The 20177-nt window shown below is 70.9% G+C and carries 16 protein-coding genes and 2 pseudogenes; 10 read left to right on the top strand and 8 right to left on the bottom strand.

Annotation, left to right across the window (positions count from 1 at the left end):
• Positions 1–1221 precede the first annotated feature (1221 nt).
• The 4 genes from OG392_RS35035 to OG392_RS35020 are packed head-to-tail and all read left to right on the top strand — an operon-like array spanning position 1222 to position 5820.
• Positions 1222–2334 (top strand): polyprenyl synthetase family protein, encoded by a 1113-nt coding sequence (locus OG392_RS35035; protein WP_329286276.1) that lies wholly within the window; start codon positions 1222–1224, stop codon positions 2332–2334.
• Entirely contained in the window at positions 2331–3872 is a 1542-nt protein-coding gene (gene crtI / locus OG392_RS35030; RefSeq protein WP_329286273.1) for a phytoene desaturase family protein, read from the top strand. Before OG392_RS35035 ends, crtI begins: the two co-directional genes overlap by 4 nt.
• Positions 3869–4828 carry a phytoene/squalene synthase family protein gene (locus OG392_RS35025; protein WP_329286272.1) on the top strand — a complete coding sequence of 320 codons (960 nt, stop codon included), beginning with the start codon at positions 3869–3871 and terminating at the stop codon, positions 4826–4828. Before crtI ends, OG392_RS35025 begins: the two co-directional genes overlap by 4 nt.
• Positions 4825–5820 (top strand): DUF5914 domain-containing protein, encoded by a 996-nt coding sequence (locus OG392_RS35020; protein ID WP_329286270.1) that lies wholly within the window; start codon positions 4825–4827, stop codon positions 5818–5820. Before OG392_RS35025 ends, OG392_RS35020 begins: the two co-directional genes overlap by 4 nt.
• 34 nt (positions 5821–5854) lie before the next feature.
• Here the strand turns inward: OG392_RS35020 and OG392_RS35015 are convergent, their stop codons facing one another.
• The 5 genes from OG392_RS35015 to OG392_RS34995 all read right to left on the bottom strand — a co-directional run bounded on the left by OG392_RS35015 (position 5855) and on the right by OG392_RS34995 (position 10711).
• Positions 5855–7408 carry an FAD-dependent oxidoreductase gene (locus OG392_RS35015; RefSeq protein ID WP_329286269.1) on the bottom strand — a complete coding sequence of 518 codons (1554 nt, stop codon included), beginning with the start codon at positions 7406–7408 and terminating at the stop codon, positions 5855–5857.
• Entirely contained in the window at positions 7405–8115 is a 711-nt protein-coding gene (locus OG392_RS35010; RefSeq protein ID WP_329286267.1) for a class I SAM-dependent methyltransferase, read from the bottom strand. The genes OG392_RS35015 and OG392_RS35010 overlap by 4 nt, the downstream gene beginning before the upstream one ends.
• 9 nt (positions 8116–8124) lie before the next feature.
• The gene (locus tag OG392_RS35005; protein WP_329286265.1) at positions 8125–9333 is read right to left on the bottom strand and encodes a lycopene cyclase family protein; all 1209 of its coding nucleotides are present in this window, start codon (positions 9331–9333) and stop codon (positions 8125–8127) included.
• 104 nt (positions 9334–9437) lie between these two features.
• The gene (locus OG392_RS35000; protein WP_329287646.1) at positions 9438–9869 is read right to left on the bottom strand and encodes a hypothetical protein; all 432 of its coding nucleotides are present in this window, start codon (positions 9867–9869) and stop codon (positions 9438–9440) included.
• A gap of 146 nt (positions 9870–10015) precedes the next feature.
• On the bottom strand, positions 10016–10711 hold the full coding sequence (locus OG392_RS34995; protein ID WP_329286264.1) for a DUF6766 family protein: 696 nt from the start codon (positions 10709–10711) through the stop codon (positions 10016–10018).
• Between the two features lie 337 nt (positions 10712–11048).
• On the opposite strand from OG392_RS34995, the pseudogene OG392_RS34990 reads away from it, so the two are divergent.
• Positions 11049–11345 (top strand): annotated as a pseudogene (locus OG392_RS34990) (molybdopterin dinucleotide binding domain-containing protein); the annotation flags it as partial.
• Here the strand turns inward: OG392_RS34990 and OG392_RS34985 are convergent.
• Entirely contained in the window at positions 11317–11871 is a 555-nt protein-coding gene (locus OG392_RS34985; protein ID WP_329286262.1) for a cysteine hydrolase family protein, read from the bottom strand. The pseudogene OG392_RS34990 and the gene OG392_RS34985 sit on opposite strands and share 29 nt — an antisense overlap.
• Before the next feature lie 182 nt (positions 11872–12053).
• Here OG392_RS34985 and OG392_RS34980 point away from each other — a divergent pair, with 182 nt between their 5' ends.
• The 5 genes and pseudogenes from OG392_RS34980 (at position 12054) to OG392_RS34965 (ending at position 17765) form a co-directional block, all read left to right on the top strand.
• Positions 12054–12209, top strand: coding sequence for a hypothetical protein (locus OG392_RS34980; RefSeq protein ID WP_329286260.1), 156 nt, complete (start codon positions 12054–12056; stop codon positions 12207–12209).
• Between the two features lie 460 nt (positions 12210–12669).
• A pseudogene (locus OG392_RS37620) lies at positions 12670–12786 on the top strand (IS630 family transposase); the annotation flags it as partial.
• 483 nt (positions 12787–13269) lie between these two features.
• A complete protein-coding gene (locus OG392_RS34975) occupies positions 13270–15453 on the top strand; it encodes an alpha/beta fold hydrolase (protein WP_329286258.1) in 2184 nt (727 codons plus the stop codon).
• A gap of 541 nt (positions 15454–15994) precedes the next feature.
• The gene (locus tag OG392_RS34970) at positions 15995–16909 is read left to right on the top strand and encodes a MerR family transcriptional regulator (RefSeq protein ID WP_329287644.1); all 915 of its coding nucleotides are present in this window, start codon (positions 15995–15997) and stop codon (positions 16907–16909) included.
• 19 nt (positions 16910–16928) lie between these two features.
• Positions 16929–17765 carry an ABC transporter ATP-binding protein gene (locus OG392_RS34965; RefSeq protein ID WP_329286257.1) on the top strand — a complete coding sequence of 279 codons (837 nt, stop codon included), beginning with the start codon at positions 16929–16931 and terminating at the stop codon, positions 17763–17765.
• Positions 17766–17956: 191 nt separating this feature from the next.
• Here OG392_RS34965 and OG392_RS34960 read toward each other — a convergent pair whose 3' ends face one another.
• Both OG392_RS34960 and OG392_RS34955 read right to left on the bottom strand, forming a co-directional pair.
• Positions 17957–19102 carry an SMI1/KNR4 family protein gene (locus OG392_RS34960; protein WP_329286255.1) on the bottom strand — a complete coding sequence of 382 codons (1146 nt, stop codon included), beginning with the start codon at positions 19100–19102 and terminating at the stop codon, positions 17957–17959.
• 310 nt (positions 19103–19412) lie between these two features.
• Positions 19413–20177 carry a D-Ala-D-Ala carboxypeptidase family metallohydrolase gene (locus OG392_RS34955; RefSeq protein WP_329286254.1) on the bottom strand — a complete coding sequence of 255 codons (765 nt, stop codon included), beginning with the start codon at positions 20175–20177 and terminating at the stop codon, positions 19413–19415.

Raw genomic sequence — 20177 nt, 5'->3', positions numbered from 1 at the left:
TCAGCCTGCCAGAGCGGCTGCGGAGAAGAACTCTGCCCGCTCCCGGCGCGCAGCCGGTGACGGCGTGCGGCTCCGGCTGTGGTGGCGCGACTGGTCACCGGCAGTAAGCGGGAGAACAGGGCGGCCTGGCTACCGCGACGGGCCATCAGCCCTTCGGTGCGCTGCCATGCGGCGTCGGGCAGACGGCGGCCCAGGCGGCCGGTGCGCCGGCGGGGGCCGAGCACACGGCCCGTGTGGTGGCCGAGGAAGTCACCCGCGACCACCGCGCAGGAGGCGGTCGCGATCCGCAGCGGAAGGTCGAGCTGACCGGTGCGGGCCAGTGCGCCTGCCGTATGGAGCAGGCTCAAGGTGGGGACGAAGGCGTGCGCACCGGAACGAGCACGGTGTCCCCGGCTCCCCGGTCGCGGAAAGTTGTTGTACCCACGGCGCGGAAAAGCAGTAGGCCCCGGTGTCGTGCAACACGACGAGGTCGCCTTACGCCAGGGCCTTAAGCGTTCGTACGCCACCACGTCCCCCGCGAAGCACAGGAGCCCGGCGACGTCCTGGGGCACCGCGGGAGTCGTGTCGAGCATGCCGTCCGGGGCGTGACCGGTGGTCCGCACGGGCCAGACGTCGGGCATGAGCACCGTACGGGTCGCGATCTGCGCTCCGGCATGGATGAGCGCGATCCGTCGGCCGCCCGAGGTCTTGACGTACTCGACCACCGCCGCGGTGAAGCCGTTCTTGGCGAGCAGCGACCGGCCGAAGTCGGTGACCACCTGGTTGTGCCGTCGAGCAGGGCAGGTTCGGCCTCGGTGAGGACGCGGACATCAGAGCAGTCCGGCGCCATGGGGCCGTCCTGGCCCTGCGTGCGGGGGGGGACCCCGGGGCCTGGCACCGCCCTCCCTGCTTCCGACGGCGGCTACGGCCCGCGTCCGCACCACGCGACGAGGTGCTCGATGGCGGCCCCAACCCGCTCTTCGACTGCGCCCCTTCGGGTGGATCGCGCCGATTACCGTCTCAGCCCTTCACCTCGCGGGGACGCATAGACCGCGTCACGCGCGAGCGCTTCCGCATGCGTCCGTCCGCCGCCGAGTAACAGAACAGGTGGAAAGCACCCCCATCCATGACACGGAGGACAGAATGCCCGCGGAGTCGGTTGTACACCGCCCCACCTCGGCCGCCCCACCCCCGGCCCCACGCACGCCCTCTCCGCTCTCCGCCGCTGCGGTCGACGCCGATGTGGCCGGCGCCGTCATCGAGGACCTGAGGACCTGCTGTGCCGACTTCGTGGACTACAGCCGGTCGCTCGACGCCGTCTTCGCCGCCGATGTGGCGGAACGCCTCGTGGCCTTCACCCTGGCCGGGGGATCACTCATCCGGCCCCGATTCCTGTGGTGGGCCCTGCGGGCCTCCGGCGGTGGTGACGACGCGGCAGCCGGGGCCCTGCGCATCGCCTCCGCACTCGAGCTGATCCAGAGCTGCGCGCTGGTCCACGACGACGTGATGGACGAGTCGGCGGTGCGTCGCGGGAGGCCGTCCCTCCACACACAGATCGCACTCAGGTACCCCTCGGTCACCGAGCCGCCGGAGCCGTACGGCTTCCCCAGGTCGGCCGCGGTACTCGCCGGAGACCTTGCGCTGTCGTGGGCCGACGACCTCGTGGCCGCCGTCGACCTCGCCCCCGCGACACGCGCGACCGTTCTGCGGATCTGGCGGGCCATGCGCACGGAAATGATCGCCGGCCAGTACCTCGACCTGCACGGGCAGGCGACCTTCGCCCGCTCACAGGTCCAGGCCATCCGCACCGTATGCCTGAAGACCGCCCGCTACTCGGTGGAACACCCGATCGCCCTGGGCTCGGCGGTGGCGGGCGCGGACGAACCGACCACCCGGGAACTGACCGTCGCCGGTCGGTACGCCGGCATCGCCTTCCAGCTCCGCAACGACCTGCTGGGGGTGTTCGGCGCCCCCGAGGTGACCGGTAAGCCGGCGGGTGAGGACATCCGCTCCGGCAAGGCGACGTACCTCCTGGCCCTGGCCCACTCCCGTGCCCGGGCCACCGGCTCGAGCACGGTGACGGACCTCCTGCGTTCGTCGCGGGAGACCGCTCGCCTCTCCGAGACCGATCTGGCCACGATCCGCGAGGTCCTGCGGTCCACCGGAGCCCCTGCTCTGGTCGAACGGCGCATCGAGCGCCTGCTTCGGGCATCGGAACGCCACCTGGCCTCGGCGGGTCTGCGCGGCCCCGGCGTCGAACGCCTCAGCGAACTTCTGCGCCAGGTGACCGGGGCTCCGTACCGGGAGACGGCCGCCGCCCCGGCGGGGTCCGGTCGCGGGACGGCCGCCCGATGAGAACCGTCGACGGACGTACCGACCACGTGGTGGTCGTCGGCGCGGGACTGGCCGGCCTGTCGGCCACCCTGCACCTGCTGGGTGCGGGACGGCGGGTGACCCTCGTCGAACGCGAGGCGCTTCCCGGCGGCCGGGCCGGACGCGTCGAGCGCGACGGCCATCGATTCGACACGGGTCCCACCGTTCTGACGATGCCGCACCTTCTGGAGGAGTGCTTCGCCGCGGTCGGCCGGACCATGTGCGACCGGCTGTCGCTGCGCCCTCTGCACCCCGCCTACCGCGCGCGTTTCGCGGACGGCAGCCAACTCGACGTCCATACCTGCGCCCAGGCCATGGAGGAGGAGATCGAGCGGTTCGCCGGAGGCCGGGAGGTGCTCGGGTACCAGCGGCTGCGCCGCTGGCTGGGCGACCTCTACCAGGCGCAGACGGGGCGTTTCATCGAGGCCAACTTCGACTCTCCCTTCTCGCTCCTGAACCCGGATCTGGCCCGACTGGCGGCGCTGGGAGGCTTCGGTCGCCTGCAGCCGAGAGTGGCCCGGTTCATCACGGACGAGCGGCTCCAGCGGGTCTTCACCTTCCAGTCCCTCTACGCGGGTGTGCCTCCGGCCCGCGCTCTCGCCGCGTACGCCGTGATCGCCTACATGGACACCGTCGCCGGGGTGTACTTCCCCGAAGGCGGCATGCACGCCGTCCCGACGGCCCTGTCCGCGGCTGCCGCCGACGCGGGCGCCCGCCTCCTGTACGGGCAGAGTGTCCTGCGTCTCGAACGTACGGGGGAACGGATCACTGCGGTCGTCACCGACAGGGAGCGCATCCCCTGTGACGCGGTCGTGCTGACCCCGGACCTGCCGCAGGCCTACCGGCTCCTCGGCAGGCGTCCGCGTCGCCCGCTCGCCCTGCGGCATTCCCCGTCGGCCGTCGTCCTGCACGCCGGCACCGACCGTACGTGGCCGGAGCTCGCCCACCACACGATCTCCTTCGGTGCCGCCTGGAAGCAGACCTTCCGCGAACTCACCCGCACCGGCTCCCTGATGAGCGATCCTTCGCTGCTGATCACCCGGCCCACCGCCACCGATCCGAGCCTCGCCCCGGCCGGTGGGCACATCCACTATGTGCTGGCGCCGTGCCCCAACACGGACATCGGCCCCTCCGCCGTCGCCTGGAAGTCGCTCGGCCCTCGCTACCGCGACAGCCTGTTGCGGGAACTGGAGCACCGCGGCCTCACCGGCTTCGCGGACGCCATCGGCACCGAGGTCCTCGTCACCCCGGCCGACTGGGCGGCCGGCGGTCACGGCGCCGGGACCCCGTTCTCGGTGGCGCACACGATGCCGCAGACCGGACCGTTCCGCCCGCGCAACCTCGTACGAGGTGCGGCCAACGTCGTCCTCGCGGGCTGCGGCACCACCCCGGGCGTGGGCGTCCCCACCGTCCTGATCTCCGGACGCCTGGCCGCGGCCCGCATCACCGGGCTGCCCGGAGTCCGCCGACGGCGCGGCGCGCCCCCTCCCTCCGCAGCGCTGGAAGGCGATCCCCTATGACACGACGCGAACTCGACGCCGCTGGTATCACCGACCACGCCCTCCGCGCCGCCTTCGATCACTGCCGGCGCCTCAACGCCCGCCACGGCAGGACGTACTTCCTCGCCACCCGGCTCCTGCCCGTCTCCCGGCGTCCCGCCGTGCACGCCCTCTACGGCTTCGCCCGGCACGCCGACGACATCGTCGACGACCTGACCGGCGTGTCCACGCCCGACGAGCGTGCCCGACGTCTGCGGATCTTCTCGCGCGACCTGCGCACGGCGATGGAGGGGGGCTCCGGCCACCACCCCGTGGTCGTCGCCGTGGCGCACACCGCCCGCCGGTACAACATCCCTCACGGCCACTTCGACGACTTCCTCGCCTCCATGCGCAGCGACCTCACGGTCACCGGCTACGACACCCTGGACGACCTGCGCCGATACATGCACGGTTCGGCAGCGGTCATCGGACTGCAGATGCTTCCCGTACTGGGCCACACCACGTGCTGGGACGAAGCGGCTCCGCATGCCGCCGCGCTCGGCGAGGCGTTCCAGCTCACCAACTTCATCCGTGACGTCGGCGAGGACCTCGACCGCGGCCGCGTCTACCTCCCCGCCGACCTCCTGGCCGCCCAGGGCGTCGACCGCGAGCTGTTGTGCTGGAGCAGACGGACCGGCCGCCGCGACCCCCGCATCACGCGTGCGCTGCGTTCCGCAGCCGCTCTCACCAGGCGCTTCTACGCGGCGGCGAGGCCGGGTCTGGGCATGCTGGAACCGGTGTCCCGGCCGTGCGTGCGCACGGCCTTCGTCCTCTACCGGGAGATCCTGGACGCCGTGGCGCGTGACGGGTACGCCAGCGTCCACCGCCGGTCCTCCGTGTCCCTCCCCCGGCGGGCCGGTGTCGCGGCGGCCGGTTTCGCCAGGATCACGGCCGCCCGCCTGACCGCACCCACCCCCGTGGAAGGGCTCCCCCGATGAGACGACCCTCCCGGCGCCTCGGCCTTCCGGTCAGGCTGCGCCGTCACCCGGTGGCCTGGGGCCGCCAGAATCCGACCTGGCGGGACGCCTCGCCCCGGCTCATCGACGCGGCCCTCAAACGCGCGGAGGCGCGGCCCGCCGGCAACTGGTACGTCGTCGGCCCGAGTACCGCGGTCCGTTCGGACACCGGCCACCCGGCCACGGTCGAGGGTTCGGAGATCGTCCTCTGGCGCGACGCCTCCGGGGCCCTCCTCGCAGGCCCCGGGGCCTGTCCGCACCTGGGCGCCCCGCTGGCCGAGGCTCCGGTCTGCGGCGGCACTCTGGTCTGCTCCTGGCACGGACTCGCTCTCGACGGTGCCCCCTTCGCGGGCTGGAATCCCTATCCGGCTCACGACGACGGGGCTCTCGTCTGGGTCCGTCTGGACCACCTCGGCGGAGAGGAACCCCTGCCCGTTCCGGTCGTGCCGCCCCGGCCGCCGGCCGCCCGTTCCCTGACCGCCGTCTACACCGGCACGGGCGTCTGCGAGCCCGAGGACATCGTCGCCAACCGGCTCGACCCGTGGCACGGCGCATGGCTGCATCCCTACTCCTTCGTCGACCTCACCGTCGTCGACGACGGGGCCCTGAGCGACGTCCTCACCGTGCGCGTCTCCTTCAAGCTGGCCCGGAACGTGGTCGTTCCGGTGACCGCGGAGTTCACCGCTCCGGGCCCCCGAAGTGTCGTCATGCGCATCACCGAGGGCGAAGGCCGCGGGTCCGTCGTCGAAACGCACGCCACTCCCCTGGGAGCCGGCCCCGACGGCCGCCCCCGTACGCTGGTCACGGAAGCGGTCGTCGCGACCTCCCACCGGACGGGCTTCCGACTGGCCCGCACCGCCGCGCCTCTGCTGCGCCCCCTGGTACGCCGTGCGTCGGGCCGTCTGTGGCGGGACGACCTCGCCTACGCGGAGCGCCGATGGCATCTGCGCAGCACCGGGCGTTTCCCCGGCTGACCCGGCCGCTACGGGACGGCGCCGCGAGCGCGTGTCACGGCCGGCCGGTGCGGCGGCGGCCGAGCGCGGCCAGGGCCCGACCGGCGGCCGAGCGGCCGCGCAGCGGTACGGTCCACAAGGTCTCGCCCCGGACACCCCAGCGTTCCAGGAGCGCGTTCGCGGCCATGAACCCACTGGTCGCCGCCCGTTCCATCAGGGCGACCGGCAGGCCCGTACGTACCAGGTCGCCGGCGACGACCACCCGTTCGTCGCCCGTGCGCACGCCGGGCCGGTCCCGGTAGCCGCCGACAGTGAACAGGGGGCAGTCCTCGCGCCACTCGTGCCGGGAGTCGACGATCTGCGCACCGGCAGTCTCCGGGTACACCTCGCGCAGTCCGCGCGCCAGCCGGGCCTCCAGCTCCGGTCCCCGCTGATCGCGGTCGACGGCGTAGCCGTGGAGTTCCACGACGGAGCCGCCGGTCCGCAGCGCCCACCGGTGCGACTCACCCTCCCATCGGTCCATGACGCTCACGTTGTCGAGGCCCCCGAAGCCACTGGTACCGAGGAAGCCGGGCCGGTCGCACGCCACGGGTCTCGACAGCCACAGCCGTGACACCAGGAACGGCGGTGCCGTCCTCAGACCGCCGACGCGCCTCCTCCATTCCGGGTTCACCAGCCGAGGGGAGGCGAGGACGACCTCCCGCAGCCCGGCGGTGTCGAGGGCCAGCACCACGCCGTCGTACCGCTCTCTTCCCGCCTCCGTGGCGACCTCCATCGGGCCGTCACCGACGGGTGCGACCTCCCGCACCGCCGTGCCGGTGCGGATGTCGACACCGAGATCGTCCAGACGGCGGGCCAGGGGGTCCCACAGGGCCTGTGGGAACGGCTCTCGCGGTACGTCGAAGAGCAGCCCCTCGCTCGAACCGAGGAAGTAGATGTGGAACATGAGCACCAGTTCCGCCGCGGACAGCGTCGCCGGATCGGCGAAGAAGCTCCGCGAGAACACCTCGAACGCCAGATGGTGCGCGGCCTCGGGGAAGCGGATCTCCGCGAGGAAGTCGTCGGCGCTCACTCCGTCCAGCGACGCGTACACCTGCGGAACCCCGACGTCGAGCAGGGGCAGAGCGGCGCGCGGATCCATGCGCCCCAGGTCGCGCCAGCCGAAGGACGGGCTCTGCGCGACGAACCCGAGAGCGCTGAGCGGTGGGGTGCGCGGGACGCGGGCGAAGCTGTCCTGGCCGCCGCTGCGATGCCGCAGCGGATAGTCGGGCAGGAACGTCAGACCGTGCAGGCCGGGGTCGGTGCGGCGCAGCAGCGCACGCAGGTTGTAGTACTGGCGGAAGAAGGCGTGGAAGCCTCGGCTCATCGTCGCGTGGGAGCCGTCCGCGAGCCGCGTCCGCCACCCTGCCAGCCGGCCGCCGAGCTGCGCGTCCCGCTCGAACAGGCAGACTCGGATTCCGCGTTCGGCGAGGACGGTGGCCGCTGACAGACCGGCGATGCCCCCACCGACGACCGCCACCCGTGGGATCTCTCCCGCGACCCGGTCCCGGCCTGCGCGGGCGTCGATGCGTCGGGCCAGACGGTCTCTGCCCGGGCGGATCGCGCTCATGCAGCCACCCGCCCCACGAAGGTGTGGGTGATCCCGGTCTGCCACCCCGGCATCGGCAGGATCCGCACGTCCTCGAACCCGGCCGCCCGCATCCGGGTGGCGAAATCGGCAGCGGTGTCGAAGCCCAGGACACTGCGCCACAGGTGTTCGTACAGCTCCCTGTCCCCACCCGCCCGGCCCATCGGCAGGATCACCGCCCGGCACACCGCCGACCACAGCACCCGGTGCACGGGCCTGCCGCTGAGCGCGTACTCGTGTACGGCGATCCGGGCGCCCGGGGCCATGACGGCGCGCACGGCGGCGAGGGTGCGATCGGGATCGGGCACGTTCCGGAAGAGGTAGGCGGCGAAGACGGCGTCGAACGGTCCGTCGACACCGGCCGCGCCGAGATGGTCCGCAGGGGCCCGGACGAAGCGGACCGCACGCGGCCACCGCTTGGCCTCGGCTCGCTCCAGCATGCCCGCCGAGGCGTCCACCGCCGTGATGTCGGCCGAGGGTGCGGCTGACAGGAGCGCTGCTGTCGAGGCGCCGGTCCCACATCCGAGGTCGAGAACGCGGGCGTCGACTCCCATGTCGGGCAGACCAAGACGGCGGGCGGAACGACGCAGATGCCCGTGGTACCCGGGGCTCGCGGCGACCATCAGGTCGTAGCGAGCGGCGGCATGGTCGAAGGCGTCCGACAGGGCGGCGTCGCGAAGGAGGGACATGGCAGCCTCTCAGGGGGTTCCCGGCCGTCCGGCCGGGACGGTTCGGGCGAGCAGCGGCAGCTCCAGCAGAGACCGCAGCATGGGCATGACGGGTGTGCGCAAGCCGATGGCGAGGTCCTCCATCGGCGAGGTCGCCCCGTCGAGGAAGCGCAGGACCCGTTCGGCGGGCACGGCGGAGAACAGGTGGGAGAAGAACGGCCCTCCGTCGACGCGCCCGGTGTCCAGCGCGCGCAGCAGTACCGCGTCCATCGCGCGGGCCCGACGGCTGTGCACGGCCCGTACCCGGGCGGGCGAGCGCCCGGCCCGCACCGCCTGGGCGAGGTCGCGGCTCTGACGCTGGATGGCGGCGAAGGTGTAGCCCGTGGAGGGCCGGGTCGCCCCGCCCGCAGCTCCGATGGGAAAGATCCGGCGACCGGCGTGCCGCGGGAAGCGGCCGTCGCTCATGGGGATCACTCCTTGCTCTCGCTCCCGCACGGTGTAGGGGCCGAGGCCCAGCACCGATACGAGGTAGGAGCGCAGGGCACGCTCGTAGGACGCGTCGTCCAGCACGGCCGGGGAGAACTCCGTGTACTCGACGAGGGCGTCGTGGCGGCTGAGGGGCAGCACGTAGCCGAAGGCGAGCCCGCGGGGCGGCTGGGGTAGGCGGAAGTCCATCAACGTGGCCGCGTCCGGATCGAACACGGGCCGGGCGGTGTGCACGAACCAGCCGAGGAAGTGCTGGAGCAGCGTGGTGCGCGCAGCGGGCGGGCTGCGGAGCGGCCGCGAGTCGAACACGAGCCCCGACCGGACGGCCGCGAGTTCCCCCGAGGCGTCACGGCCACGGACCAGTACCGCGTCTCCCACGTCTCGCACGGAGTCGACCGAGATCCGCCGCACCTCGACGCCGTAGGCAGCGAGGCGCTTCGTCATCGCGGCCTCGAACCGGTCCGACCTGAGCATCTTGTAGCGCAACCGTCCCAGCGGCAGGTCGAGCTTCACGTGGTTCGGGCCGTAGACACGCAGCTGGTCCCATCGCGCTGTCAGCAGGGCGTCGTACGGCCCGTCGTCCGCCTCCCAGTAACACCAGGTTCGAGGGGGAGGGCGCAGCGGACCCGGCGGAGCCTCGACCACGGCCACTCTCGGCGTCGGCCGTCCGGCGAGCGGCTTCGCGAGCTCGACGGCAAGGGAGAGACCGGCGGCCCCTGCGCCCACGACGGTCACATCTGTGTCCCAGAACACCCGACCTCCCACTCAGTCGGCAGACTCTTCGTCTTCCCTCTCCGGTCGACCGGCCGGCCACGGCAGAGCCGCGGGCGCTCGTTGCCCGGGCGGCCGCGCAGCGGTCAAGGGGTGTGGTCGGGATGCCCGTCGGTGCGCCGCCGCTGCTTCAGGCGCGCTTCGTGGAGATGGTCACGGCCGTCGGCCAACTGGGCGACGATGTCCCGCTCGACGGCGGCGAAGGGACCGTAGTAGGTGTCGTTGTACGCCTCCACGATCTGGAACGTCCAGTGCCCGGGGATGACGTTCCGCCCCAGGACCTCCCGCTCCACCCGGCGGGCCTGTTCCTCGTGGCCCGCCTCTCTCAAGAGCCTTACGGCGTCGTCCAGTTGGAAGTCCGCCGTGCCCGTCAGCTGATGGAATCCGTACAGGTGTCCGCGGGCTCGCTCCGTCGTCTCCAAGGCCTTGGACAGGGCGCCGAGGGCGGCCACGGTCGCCTCACCGACGTCGTCCGATACCTGATGTGCGCCATCCAGTGACTCTTCCACGCCCCCTATTGAGCCCTACGGACGCGCGGAAGGGGGGACGACACGAGGGGTACCCCTGCATTGCTGCGCCTGCCCTGCACCAGCAGCCCCGCACACCCGGCGCCCTCCGCGTTCGGGACAGGCCGGTTGCGGCTCTGCGCCCTGGTCGGGATCGGTCAGCCTTCGATGCCGGTCGTGGTGTGGGCGGCGCCGACCGGCTTGGACTCCGGGGAGCCGCGCTGGCGGAGGTAGATGGACAGGACGACCATGGCGGCGACGGCGAGCAGTTCGGACTGCCAGTTCTGCAGGGTCCGGCTCCAGAAGTCGGGCGTCACCACGTAGTCGGCCCAGGAGACGGGATCCTCTAGCTGACGGAGCTGCTGGTCGTTGTACGCAGCGGTGCCGGAGATGGACTGGGCCAGCCAGGACAGGATGAACAGGCTGCCCATGACGGCGCCCAGGGAGCGGGCGTAGAGGGTCTGCCGCCAGTCCTTCGTCCCTGCCCAGCGCGGTGAATCGGGTCGCGCGTGGTCGCCCACGCGCTGCTCCTGATCGCTCTCGGTGCCCGCTTCGTGGACCTTCTTCGATTCCGGGGAGCCGCGTTGGACGAGGTAGACAGTGCCGAAGATGTAGAGGAAGAACTGCAGGAATTCCGACTGCCAGTTCTCGGTGACGTCCACGGCGAAGTCCGAGGTCGTCAGGTACTCCCCGAAGGTGAGCTGCTGGAGCCCTTCGACCGTCAGCTGTTCGTTGAACTCGGCACGTCCGGCGATCGCCTGGCAGACGAGGACGACCAGGAAGGCGATACCGAAGGTGAGGGTGAGGCTGTTCTCCCGCCAGAACCCCCTGCGCCGCACGCGGCTGTCGTTCATCGCTGGAGCACTCCGATGGTGATGAAGTAGCCGAGTCCGCCGAGGATGACCACCAGGGTGGTCGCGAACAGGATCCGCACGCCTCAGCCTCCCTTGATCGAACAGTCGTAGGGCTGATCAGGGCGAGGTGTGCAGCCGGCGGCCACTACCTTCCAGCCGCCGGTGAACTGGGACAGGAACAGGGTGTCGCCCGCCAGGCGGACCAATGCCTGCCGCCCGTACGTCTCCACACCCTTCACGCCGGCCGCCGTCGGCAACTCCCGGGAGGCGAGCGCGGCGGGGCAGGTCTTCTGTTCGTCCTGCTCCAGCTGCTCGCGGGTCTGCGGCGCCAGCAGCGCGCAGGCCCCGGCGACGCGGGCGTCTGCGTGTGGGCACGGTCCGGCCGGGAGTCCTGTTCGTGCCCTTCCACTACGGATACTGGGACACTCCGGGCGGCAACGCCCCCGGCGCCGGGACGCCGGGGCGTGCGGCCAACGAGCTGATCGCCACCCTCTGGGACCCCGTCTCCAAGCAGCCGCTGTTCAAGACCGCCGCAGCTGCCCTCACTCTCGTCGAGCGAGTCGGCGACCCGCCCCCGGCCCCCCGTCCGAGCGTCCACGGAGCCGTCAGTCCGAGCGGGCGTCCCCGAAGGTGATGTCGCCGTTCGGACGGAGCTCGGCCGCCATGTTGCGTTCCATCATCAGCAGAGCAGCATCCGCGAGATCGGCGTCGATGTGAGCGACCGCGTCCAGGGCCACGACGACGTCGAGGTGCCGGATGTGGGCGTCCAGGGCCGAGTACAGCACGCATTGCTCGGTCACCTGACCGCACAGCACCACCCGCTCGGCGCCGAGCCGGCCCAGGAGGTAGGCCAGTGGGGTCTCGTAGAAGGCCGAGTGCCGCGCCTTGACGACGAAGAGGGACTCCTCGTCCGGTGCGATCGGCTCGACCAGGTCGGCGCGGGGGCCGGCCAGGGCCGCTTCGAGGATCTCACCGTGGTGGGAGCGCCAGCGGCCGAAGTTGTCGTTCACGTAGATGACGGGCGCGTCCGCAGCCCGCGCCCGTTCAAGGAGCGTCTTCACACCCGGCAGGGCCTCGCGGACCGATCGCACCAGCACCTGGGCATCCTCGTGCTCGTACGTGTTGAGCATGTCGATCACGATGAGTGCCGTCCGACCCACGACTCACGTCCTCTCACCCACGGCCCCTGCCCGCGGCGCGGCAGCCCACCCCGGCCACGGCCAGCCGCCCCACGCATACCAGGCCGGGTCGTCGCGCGCTTGGGCCTCGCCACACCGGGTACACGCATATCACCAGAAAAGCTCATGCTGAGATGCGAGCACCGAGTAAGGAGATGTGAGTCATGGAGGGCCAGGCAGCGGCCCAGCCGGCCGGAAGCCGTGTGCCGCTCGACGAACGGGTCCGGACGTGCCGCCCCGCCATCGTGCGCCAGCCGCAGACCGACGAGGCGACGGGTGAGAGGAAGCCTGACTGGAACATCATCCGCGGCGAGGACTGATGCGCCATCGCGGTCGGCGGCGGCGCGACCCTCAATGGCGCAGGCCGGTGGGGTACGGGGCCTGGCGGCCCCCACCTGAACAGAACGCCAGGACAACCGGTACAGAGAATGAACCGGCCGGTGGCGTCGAGGTTGTGGCCCCGCACCGTGCTGCCCGCGGTGTGCGTGACGCAGATCGTAAGCCGGGGAACGGCCTATGGCATCCCCGCCCCATCCCTGCCACTACGGCCCGGCTACGGGCCAGGTAGGCAACAGCCGGACCAAGATCCGGACCAGCCCCGGAAGCTCGGCTTCTTCTGGAGCGCCAAGTCGATCTCCAGGGAGGGCAGTTACTCTCCCGGGAGCAGCCCCAGACCATCGCCCACCGGCACGAAATCATCACGCGACGTGCGGAACGGAGCCCCTCAGTCCCGTCGCCCGGACCGGTCACGGAGCAGATTCACCGCAGGGCGAGAAGAGGCTCCCTGAGGGGCCGGCCGCGCGTGGCTGGGAGGACCAGCGCCGGACGCCGGCGCGGGTCAAGACGGCGATCGGCCGACGCTTCCATCCGGCCTGCACGATTCAAGGTATGCGCGAGCGCCCGGGACCGGCTCGCCCTCTCCTCCTTGCCGCCCTACGCACCCGTCCTCAACCCCGTCGGGCCGCCTTGCGTAGAGAGTCCTTTTCCTCCTTCGGCTCGCGGATCCTCTAGCGGGCGGCGTCCAGCTCCGCTTGAACGGCGTCGCCGACGGCCTGCGAGGCGGCCTGCGGTGCGGAGTGGGCGCCAGGGCGGCTCGGCGACCCGGATCCCGTTCCTCAGCGTCTGGGTGTCCACCCCGAGATCACCGGCGACCGACGTGATCGTCGCTCCCGGCCTCGACCGATAAAACACGACCGAGTGCCTGCTGAAACATTTCCGACGGACGACGGCAGCCTTCGCAGACGAGTCTTTGTCCAGCAGCGGCGCAGGAGGACACACCTCCTGCCGACTGTCCGGTTCGGCCCCGCCCCGGGTGCCGTCACCACGAGGCGCCCGCCGGACCGCATCCGTACCACCACGTTGCCGTTTCCCACCGAAGAGGTGCAGATCATCTTGCGGTATTTGACCGTCCCATCGATTGCAGCCGGAATCAGCGTTGCCGCCTCGCTGATCACCCTGTCAGCCGTTCCCGCCGACGCAGCGTCCACCCCGGCCCCGGAAGGCGTGCAGTGGGAGCTCTGCCGGGATGCGGTGTCGGACTGGAATCGCAACGACAACCGCAGCGAATGCACACTCATCCCTGTCCCGGTGGACTACTCCAAGCCCGAGGGCAGGAAAATAGACATCGCGGTGAGCAGGGTCAAGGCCACGGGACAGCGGACCGGAGCTCTCTTCGGCAACCCCGGAGGACCCGGTCTGGCCGGCACCCCGTCCGCCCGTGAGCTCCTCAGCAGCCGTCTGGCGCCCATGAACGAGACACTGGACTTCATCGGCATCGACACCCGCGGGACCGGCTACAGCGCCCAGATCTCCTGCGATGAGCCTGAATTCCAGGGGAGTGAAACAGAGAAAGAGATGTTCGAGATGCAGGCGGATGCGAAGCGCGCATGCATCGCCAAGGACCCGGCACTGGCCCTCTCCATCAGCATGGAGAATGCAGCCCGGGACATGGACCGCATCCGGCAGGTGCTGGGCTTCAACAAGATGAACTTCTACGGAAATTCCGGCGGGACGGCGCTGGGCGCAGTCTATCGCTCCATGTTCGACAAGCGCGTCGACCGCATGTGGCTGGACTCGATCATGTCCCCGGTCGGTCAGAGTGCAGCGGTCGAAGCGGAAGTAGCCGCATACGATGCCGGATACCAGCGGTTCTTCAAGTGGCTGGCCGGAAAGGACTCCACCTACGGGTTCGGAACCTCGCCCAAGAAGGTGGCATCCGCATTGAAGGAGCTGCAGAAGAAGGTCGGACGGGAAGGATTCGCCGCCCTCCTGGATACCAACCTGGAAGCCATACCGGATCGGTGGGAGCGATCAGCCGCAAAGTTGATGGAGGTCCGGGACAGCGGAGCAGAGGTGACCTCCACGCAGCAGAATGCGGACCGGAAGTCTTTCGGCTTCGGAGAGATGGGGCGTAATTATGGCTTCACCCACGACGCCTTCATGTGCAACGCCAGCCCCGACGGCCGGACGTATGCCGATCTCGTCCGAATAAGGAAGGAACGGCAGGTGAAGTACCCATTTTCCACCGACTTCAACAACGAGCCCGTCGCGAACTGCGCCGGCTGGCCCGCGGGCAAGCCGTGGGACTTGAAGCCCGGAAAGAGCCGACTGCAGCTGTCCGGCCACAAGTTCGAAACCGTCACGCCTTACGTATGGGCCAAGATGATGCACAAGAAGATCGGCGGATCGCTGCTGACCGTCATGGACGCGGAGCACTCCACCATGAAGTCCAAGGACCTCGCGTGCGGCTCCAAGGTGCTCGACTTCTTCCGGGACGGCACACCCGCGAAGGGCAGCTGCGCCGGTTTCCCCGCCGACCGGACGGGCCCCCCGGGACCGGCCGGCAACATGGCGGGAACCGTGAAACTCCCGTACTGCTCCGCTTCGCTGGTCCGCCCCCGCACCGCCCGTGACGAGGACAAGGCGCTCCTTCTCACGAACGGGCACTGCCACCCTGCGGGACGGCCGAAGCCGGGTGAAGTGATCACCGACAAGAACGCCCCCATCGAAGGCACCGTCATGAGCCCGGCAGGCCGCGAGCTCGGCCCGGTGACCGGGCGGGTCCTCTACGCCACGATGACCGGAACCGACATCACGCTGGCACAACTGGACTCCACGTACGCGGAGATCCAGCAGAAGTACAAGGTTGAGGCATTCCCGCTGGCCTCGTCCTCGCCCGTGCCCGGGCAGAAGATCAAGGTGGCGTCCAGCTTCCTGGAGAGCGTCTGGTCGTGCCAGGCCGAGGCCGTGGTCCCGACCCTCAAGGAGGGCGACTACACATCGACCCGCGCCATCCGCTACGCGAAGGAATGCGACACCCGGCCCGGAAGCTCCGGCTCGCCCGTCATCGACGCCGAGACCCGGGAGCTCGTCGCCGTGAACAGCACCAGCAACCGCGACGGCAAGGAGTGCGAACTGAACAACCCCTGCGAGGTCGACGGGACGGTCACCACCGTCCACCAGGGACGCGGGTACGCCACCCAGACCGCGGCGATCGCCGCGTGCATCGGAGACGACAACACCCTGGATCTCAAGCGCCAGGAGTGCATTCTGCCCAGGCCCTGACCTGAGCCCGCCTCACCTCACCCCTCCCCTTCCGCCCCTCTGCCCACGGTCCCCTCCCGAAGGGAGCCCGGGGCGGAGGGGCGGACCCCGTGCGTGCCGGGTCCTCGGCCATCCTTCATCGGTCCCTGGTCGAAGTCCGCGGTAGCAGTTCAGCGCGCCGGTCAGGCCGGTGCGCTCGCACTCGCCCGCGCACAGTTCGAGATCGGCGTCCGACAGCCAGCCCGGCGGTCCGACGTGGAAGCGCTCGCGCACATGGTGCCGGTGGGGGCCCAGCAAGGGCGGGGGCGTGGTCTGTCCGGCCGTTGTATCGGGGGACACGCAGACGTAGAAGCCGCGCGGTCGGCCCCGTACGTCGGGTTCGATCTCCACCTCGACGCGGCCGGGCTCCTCACAGCGGGTCCGCCAGGTGGCGGGCCCGTCGGCCTGGGGCGTACGGCGGGGCGGGTGGCGGGTGGCCCGCGTACCGGCGCCTCGCCCCCGTCCGCCTCGCATCCCGCGTCGCGAACCCGAAGGTGATCGAGAGCCTGCGGCACCCTCGCCGATCGGCGAGCTCGCTCGGCGGACCGGTCTCACGGTCAAGACCATTCGGTTCTACTCCGATCGCGGAATCGTGGCGCCGACGGATCGCAGCCCGGCCGGCTACCGCCTCTACAGCATCGACGCCGTCGCACGCCTGGACCTCGTACGGACCCTGCGCGAGCTGGGACTGGACCTTCCCACGATCCGCAAGGTCGTGGACCGCGAGCTCTCGCTTCCCGAGGTCGCAGCGGCGCACGCCGAAGCACTGGCAGTGCAGATCCGCGTCCTGGGCCTGCGGCGCGCGGTGCTGACGGCGGTGGCCGAGCGCGGGTCCACACCTGAGGAGACGGAACTCATGCACCGACTGGCCCAGCTCTCCGAGGACGAACGCCGACGGCTGATCGGCGATTTCCTCGTGGCCGTCTTCGGCGGTCTTGACGCCGCCCCCGCGTTCGCGGGGGTCATGCGCTCGATGACCCCCGAGCTGCCCGACAACCCGGATGCGGAGCAGGTCCAGGCGTGGGTGGAGTTGGCCGAAATGTACCTTGACCCGGATTTCCGCGCTTCCGTGCGGCGGATGGCCGAGGACCAGGCAGCCGAGCAGGCGCGAAGCGACACGACGGGCCCGCGCCGCGACATCACCGCAGCCGTCCGTGATCAGGTCGGCCCGGCCCTGACCGCCGGCATCGACCCGGCATCGCCCCAGGCCGATCCGATCGTCGCGGCCTTCACGGCGCACTACGCGCACCTCCTCGGCCGCCCCGCCGACGTCGGGCTTCGACGCCGGCTGGCGACTCGGCTGGAGAGCGTGAACGACCCCCGCAGGGAGCGGTACCTCCAGCCCCTCGCAGTGGTCAACGGCTGGTCGGCCCCGGAGAGTCTGGCTCCGGTGTTCGACTGGTCCGTCCAGGCTCTGCGCGTCCGGACACGGCAATGACGGTGCGGTCGCACGGGGCATGGGCCGGACGCGGCTGACGTCGGGTGAACACGCCGCCGCAAATCTCGGCAGTCCTACGGGACTGCGGGCCGAGCGCGTCTCCCGTACCGCCGGCGGCGCACTGGTCCTGGACGGCGTGACCATCGCGCCGCGCCCCGGTACGCTCACCGGCCTTCTGGGCCCGAACGGTTCGGGAAAATCCACCCTGTTGAGAGTGCTGGCCGGTGTCCTCACTCCGGACGCGGGGGTCGTGACCCTGGACGGCGACCCACTGAACACCGTCCCGCGCCGCGCCCTCGCGCGGCGACTCGCAGTCGTCGAGCAGCACGCCGACACCCAGGTCGACCTCACCGTGGCCGAGGCCGTACGACTCGGCCGCGTCCCGCACCGCCGCGCCTGGTCACCGGCGACGGGCGACGACGAGGAGGCGGTCCGGTCCGCGCTCACACGTACCGGACTGACCGGTCATGCCCACCGCACCTGGCGCACCCTCTCCGGCGGCGAACGCCAGCGGGTCCAGCTCGCCCGCGCCCTCGCCCAGGAACCGCGCGAACTCCTCCTCGACGAGCCGACGAACCATCTCGACATCCAGCACCAACTGGACCTGCTGACCCTGATATCGGGCCTGCGCCTCACATGCGTCATGGCACTGCACGACCTCAACCTGGCGGCGATGCACTGCGACCAGGTGGTGGTCCTGCACGAGGGACGGGTGGTGGCCGCCGGGCCGGTCGAGGGCGTCCTCACGGAACAGCTCGTCGCGGACGTCTACGGCGTCCGCGCCTCCGTGTCCCGCCCCGGCCCGGACGGCCGCCCCCACATCCGTTTCCTCGGCACGGTGCTCTCTCGCGGCTGAGCGACGCACGCCTTGGCACAGCGCTCGCCCTCTCACCTCGTCACGGCGGAGCCATGGCCCGGTGTCCGCACATCGTGCCGCTCCGATCGGGGCCCACACGCTGGAGCGGCAGCGCTGAGCGTCCTTGGTGAGCGCCTCGTCTGGCGATGACCGCCGTATGAAGCGCTCACGGGGAACCGAGACCCCTGGGGTCAGTCCTGATCCTGGGCGTACTGGGCCGCGTACCAGCTGGAGTCGATGGCAGGGTTGCGCAGCGCCCCCCAGAATCGGTCGTCAGGTATCGGTGGCAGCGGCGGATGGCCCAGGTCCGCATGCAGATCCGCACGCCAGTCGAGAGTGAAATGGCTCCGGATCTCCGCGCTCTCGCACACGGACCTGTACGGGGATCCCCAGATCCCGAGCGCTATCCTCTCCGCGGCCCACCTGCGCGTGTGATCTCGTCCGGCGTCGGCCTGCGCGAGCACCGCGCGGAGACGCAAGGCGAGCGGGCCGGACTGGTCCGGCTGGGGCGGGAGCGCACCGCGCTCCCACGCGTCCAGGGCCGCCTTGACCTCCGGATAGTCGTTCAGCCCTGATTCGACCGCCAGTCTGCGCAGCTGCTTCCGCGCGGCCTCGACCACCCGCTCGTACGGCAGGACCGCGATCAGCGCACCGAGTTCCTCATGCCCGTCCAGGTGGCTCACGTGGAGGAGGTCGCGGGGACTGTGGGACAGGTCCAGCTCCGGCAGCTGCTCATCAGGACCGGGAAGGGGCTCGTCGGCACCGTACCGCGGCCTGGTGGGCAGAAGCCCCTCCCAGAACAGCCGGCCGTTGAACGTGACGACACCGGCGTCCTGGCCGCGCTCAAGCGTGTCGGCCAGTTCGGCCAGATACTCGCCCAGCGAGTCGGCCTGTCCGAAACCGGTGCCGGTCTCGTCGAAGAACCGCCCGATCGCGCCGAAGGAGTCCCGCCCGGTACGGCAGTCCGTCAGAAGACCGTCCGACGTCACGTCGTAGGAACCGAACTTCACGTAGCCGTGAAGCCAGTAGTCCTCGTTCTCCCCGTCGGGGCCTTGGTCGATGCCGCGCATGAACCCGGTGTCCCCGAGGATTCCGCTCACTCCGAGCAGCCGGTCGCCCGTGCTGAACCGGAAAGCCTCAGGTCCCTCCAGCGCCCCGTCGTGCCGGAGGAGTGAAGCGACCAGGTCCGGAGGGAAGGTGACCCCCAGTTCCTGTTGCGCTGCTGTGATCTCCTCGTCTCCCGCGGGCGGCCGCAGCGTGGCGAAGGTGCGGGGCGCGTGCTCGCGCAGCCACGCGTCGATGCGAGTCCATGACTTCTGGACCAGGTCTGATGTCATAGGCCGACCTTAGGGCCGACGGCTGACAACGGCTTGACCGTCGCCCATCGGCCTTGCCGCCGGGTCGGCGCTCAGGAAGGGAGCGGCTGCGGGGTGATGACGGCGACGCCGAAACCGAGGTGGTCGGCGTCGACGGAGTGGCCGTCCCACCCGGCGTGCACGCCCCGCGGCGGTCAGGGCGGGGCGGAGGGAGCCGTGCGGACCCCGGAGGGGAGGGCCCGCACGGCATGACGAGGCCTGGAGAGGGGAAGCGCGTATCTCGTTCCACTCCGCACCTCCTGTGCCCGCCGTGGCGGGCGCGCGTCCGGGCTCAGGCCACGCCGTCCTCCCACCACCACGACTGCGAGCCGTACGGGTACTCGACCCGGGAGTCGACGTGCTGCCACGACACCGTGTACGTCTCCAGACCCGAGTATCCGCAGGTCTCGGCCTTCTGGTAGATGCTCTTCGTGGACAGCCCGGAGAGGGCTACGTCCGCGGCGATGCCGTACAGGTGCATGGAGTTCGAGGCGCCGCCCACCGAGGAGTTGTGGGAGATGCTGCGGAAGCCGGAGTTGATCGTGACGGCCCGGTCGCCGCACTTCTTGCGCAGCGCCTCCAGCTTGTACATGTTGCGGCGCACGTTCTCCTTCACGGTCGCCGCGCCCACCTTGCCGCCCGAGAAGCCTGAGCCGTCCTTGCTCTGGAACTCGGAGAAGTCGAAGTGCGCGGTCGAGCCGTCGGAGCTCTCCAGCGCGTTGAGCCGGCTGAAGGTCTGGGGCCCGGCCACTCCGTCGGCGGAGAGCCCGTACGCCGCCTGGAAGCGGCGCAGCGCCGCGCCGGTGCCGGGGCCGAACTGGCCGTCGACGGTGACGTACGTCTGCTGGGCCGAGCCCGCCGCCCAGCCGGCGATCCGGATCTGGAGCTCGGTGACGGCCGCGCCGCTCGCGCCCTGGGCGAGCTGCGAGGGCCAGCCGTACGCGGCGGCCGGGGAGGCCAGGACCAGACCGCCGCCGACGGCAAGGCCGGTGGCCGCAGCGGCGCCGGCGCCGAAGCGCAGCAGAGAACGGCGGGACAGGTCGGATGCCGATGTCAT

The organism is Streptomyces sp. NBC_00691 (genome assembly GCF_036226665.1).
In the GTDB taxonomy this organism is placed as follows: domain Bacteria; phylum Actinomycetota; class Actinomycetes; order Streptomycetales; family Streptomycetaceae; genus Streptomyces.
The sequence above is the reverse complement of the archived record's forward strand: the minus strand, read 5'-3'. Positions and strand labels throughout refer to the sequence as shown.

Coding starts and splice junctions, on each gene's coding strand:
- crtI (WP_329286273.1), top strand. CDS start 2,331: ATGAGAACCGTCGACGGACGTACCGACCACGTGGTGGTCGTCGGCGCG.
- OG392_RS35025 (WP_329286272.1), top strand. CDS start 3,869: ATGACACGACGCGAACTCGACGCCGCTGGTATCACCGACCACGCCCTC.
- OG392_RS35020 (WP_329286270.1), top strand. CDS start 4,825: ATGAGACGACCCTCCCGGCGCCTCGGCCTTCCGGTCAGGCTGCGCCGT.
- OG392_RS35015 (WP_329286269.1), bottom strand. CDS start 7,408: ATGAGCGCGATCCGCCCGGGCAGAGACCGTCTGGCCCGACGCATCGAC.
- OG392_RS35010 (WP_329286267.1), bottom strand. CDS start 8,115: ATGTCCCTCCTTCGCGACGCCGCCCTGTCGGACGCCTTCGACCATGCC.
- OG392_RS34995 (WP_329286264.1), bottom strand. CDS start 10,711: ATGAACGACAGCCGCGTGCGGCGCAGGGGGTTCTGGCGGGAGAACAGC.
- OG392_RS34980 (WP_329286260.1), top strand. CDS start 12,054: ATGGAGGGCCAGGCAGCGGCCCAGCCGGCCGGAAGCCGTGTGCCGCTC.
- OG392_RS34965 (WP_329286257.1), top strand. CDS start 16,929: ATGGGCCGGACGCGGCTGACGTCGGGTGAACACGCCGCCGCAAATCTC.
- OG392_RS34960 (WP_329286255.1), bottom strand. CDS start 19,102: ATGACATCAGACCTGGTCCAGAAGTCATGGACTCGCATCGACGCGTGG.
- OG392_RS34955 (WP_329286254.1), bottom strand. CDS start 20,177: ATGACATCGGCATCCGACCTGTCCCGCCGTTCTCTGCTGCGCTTCGGC.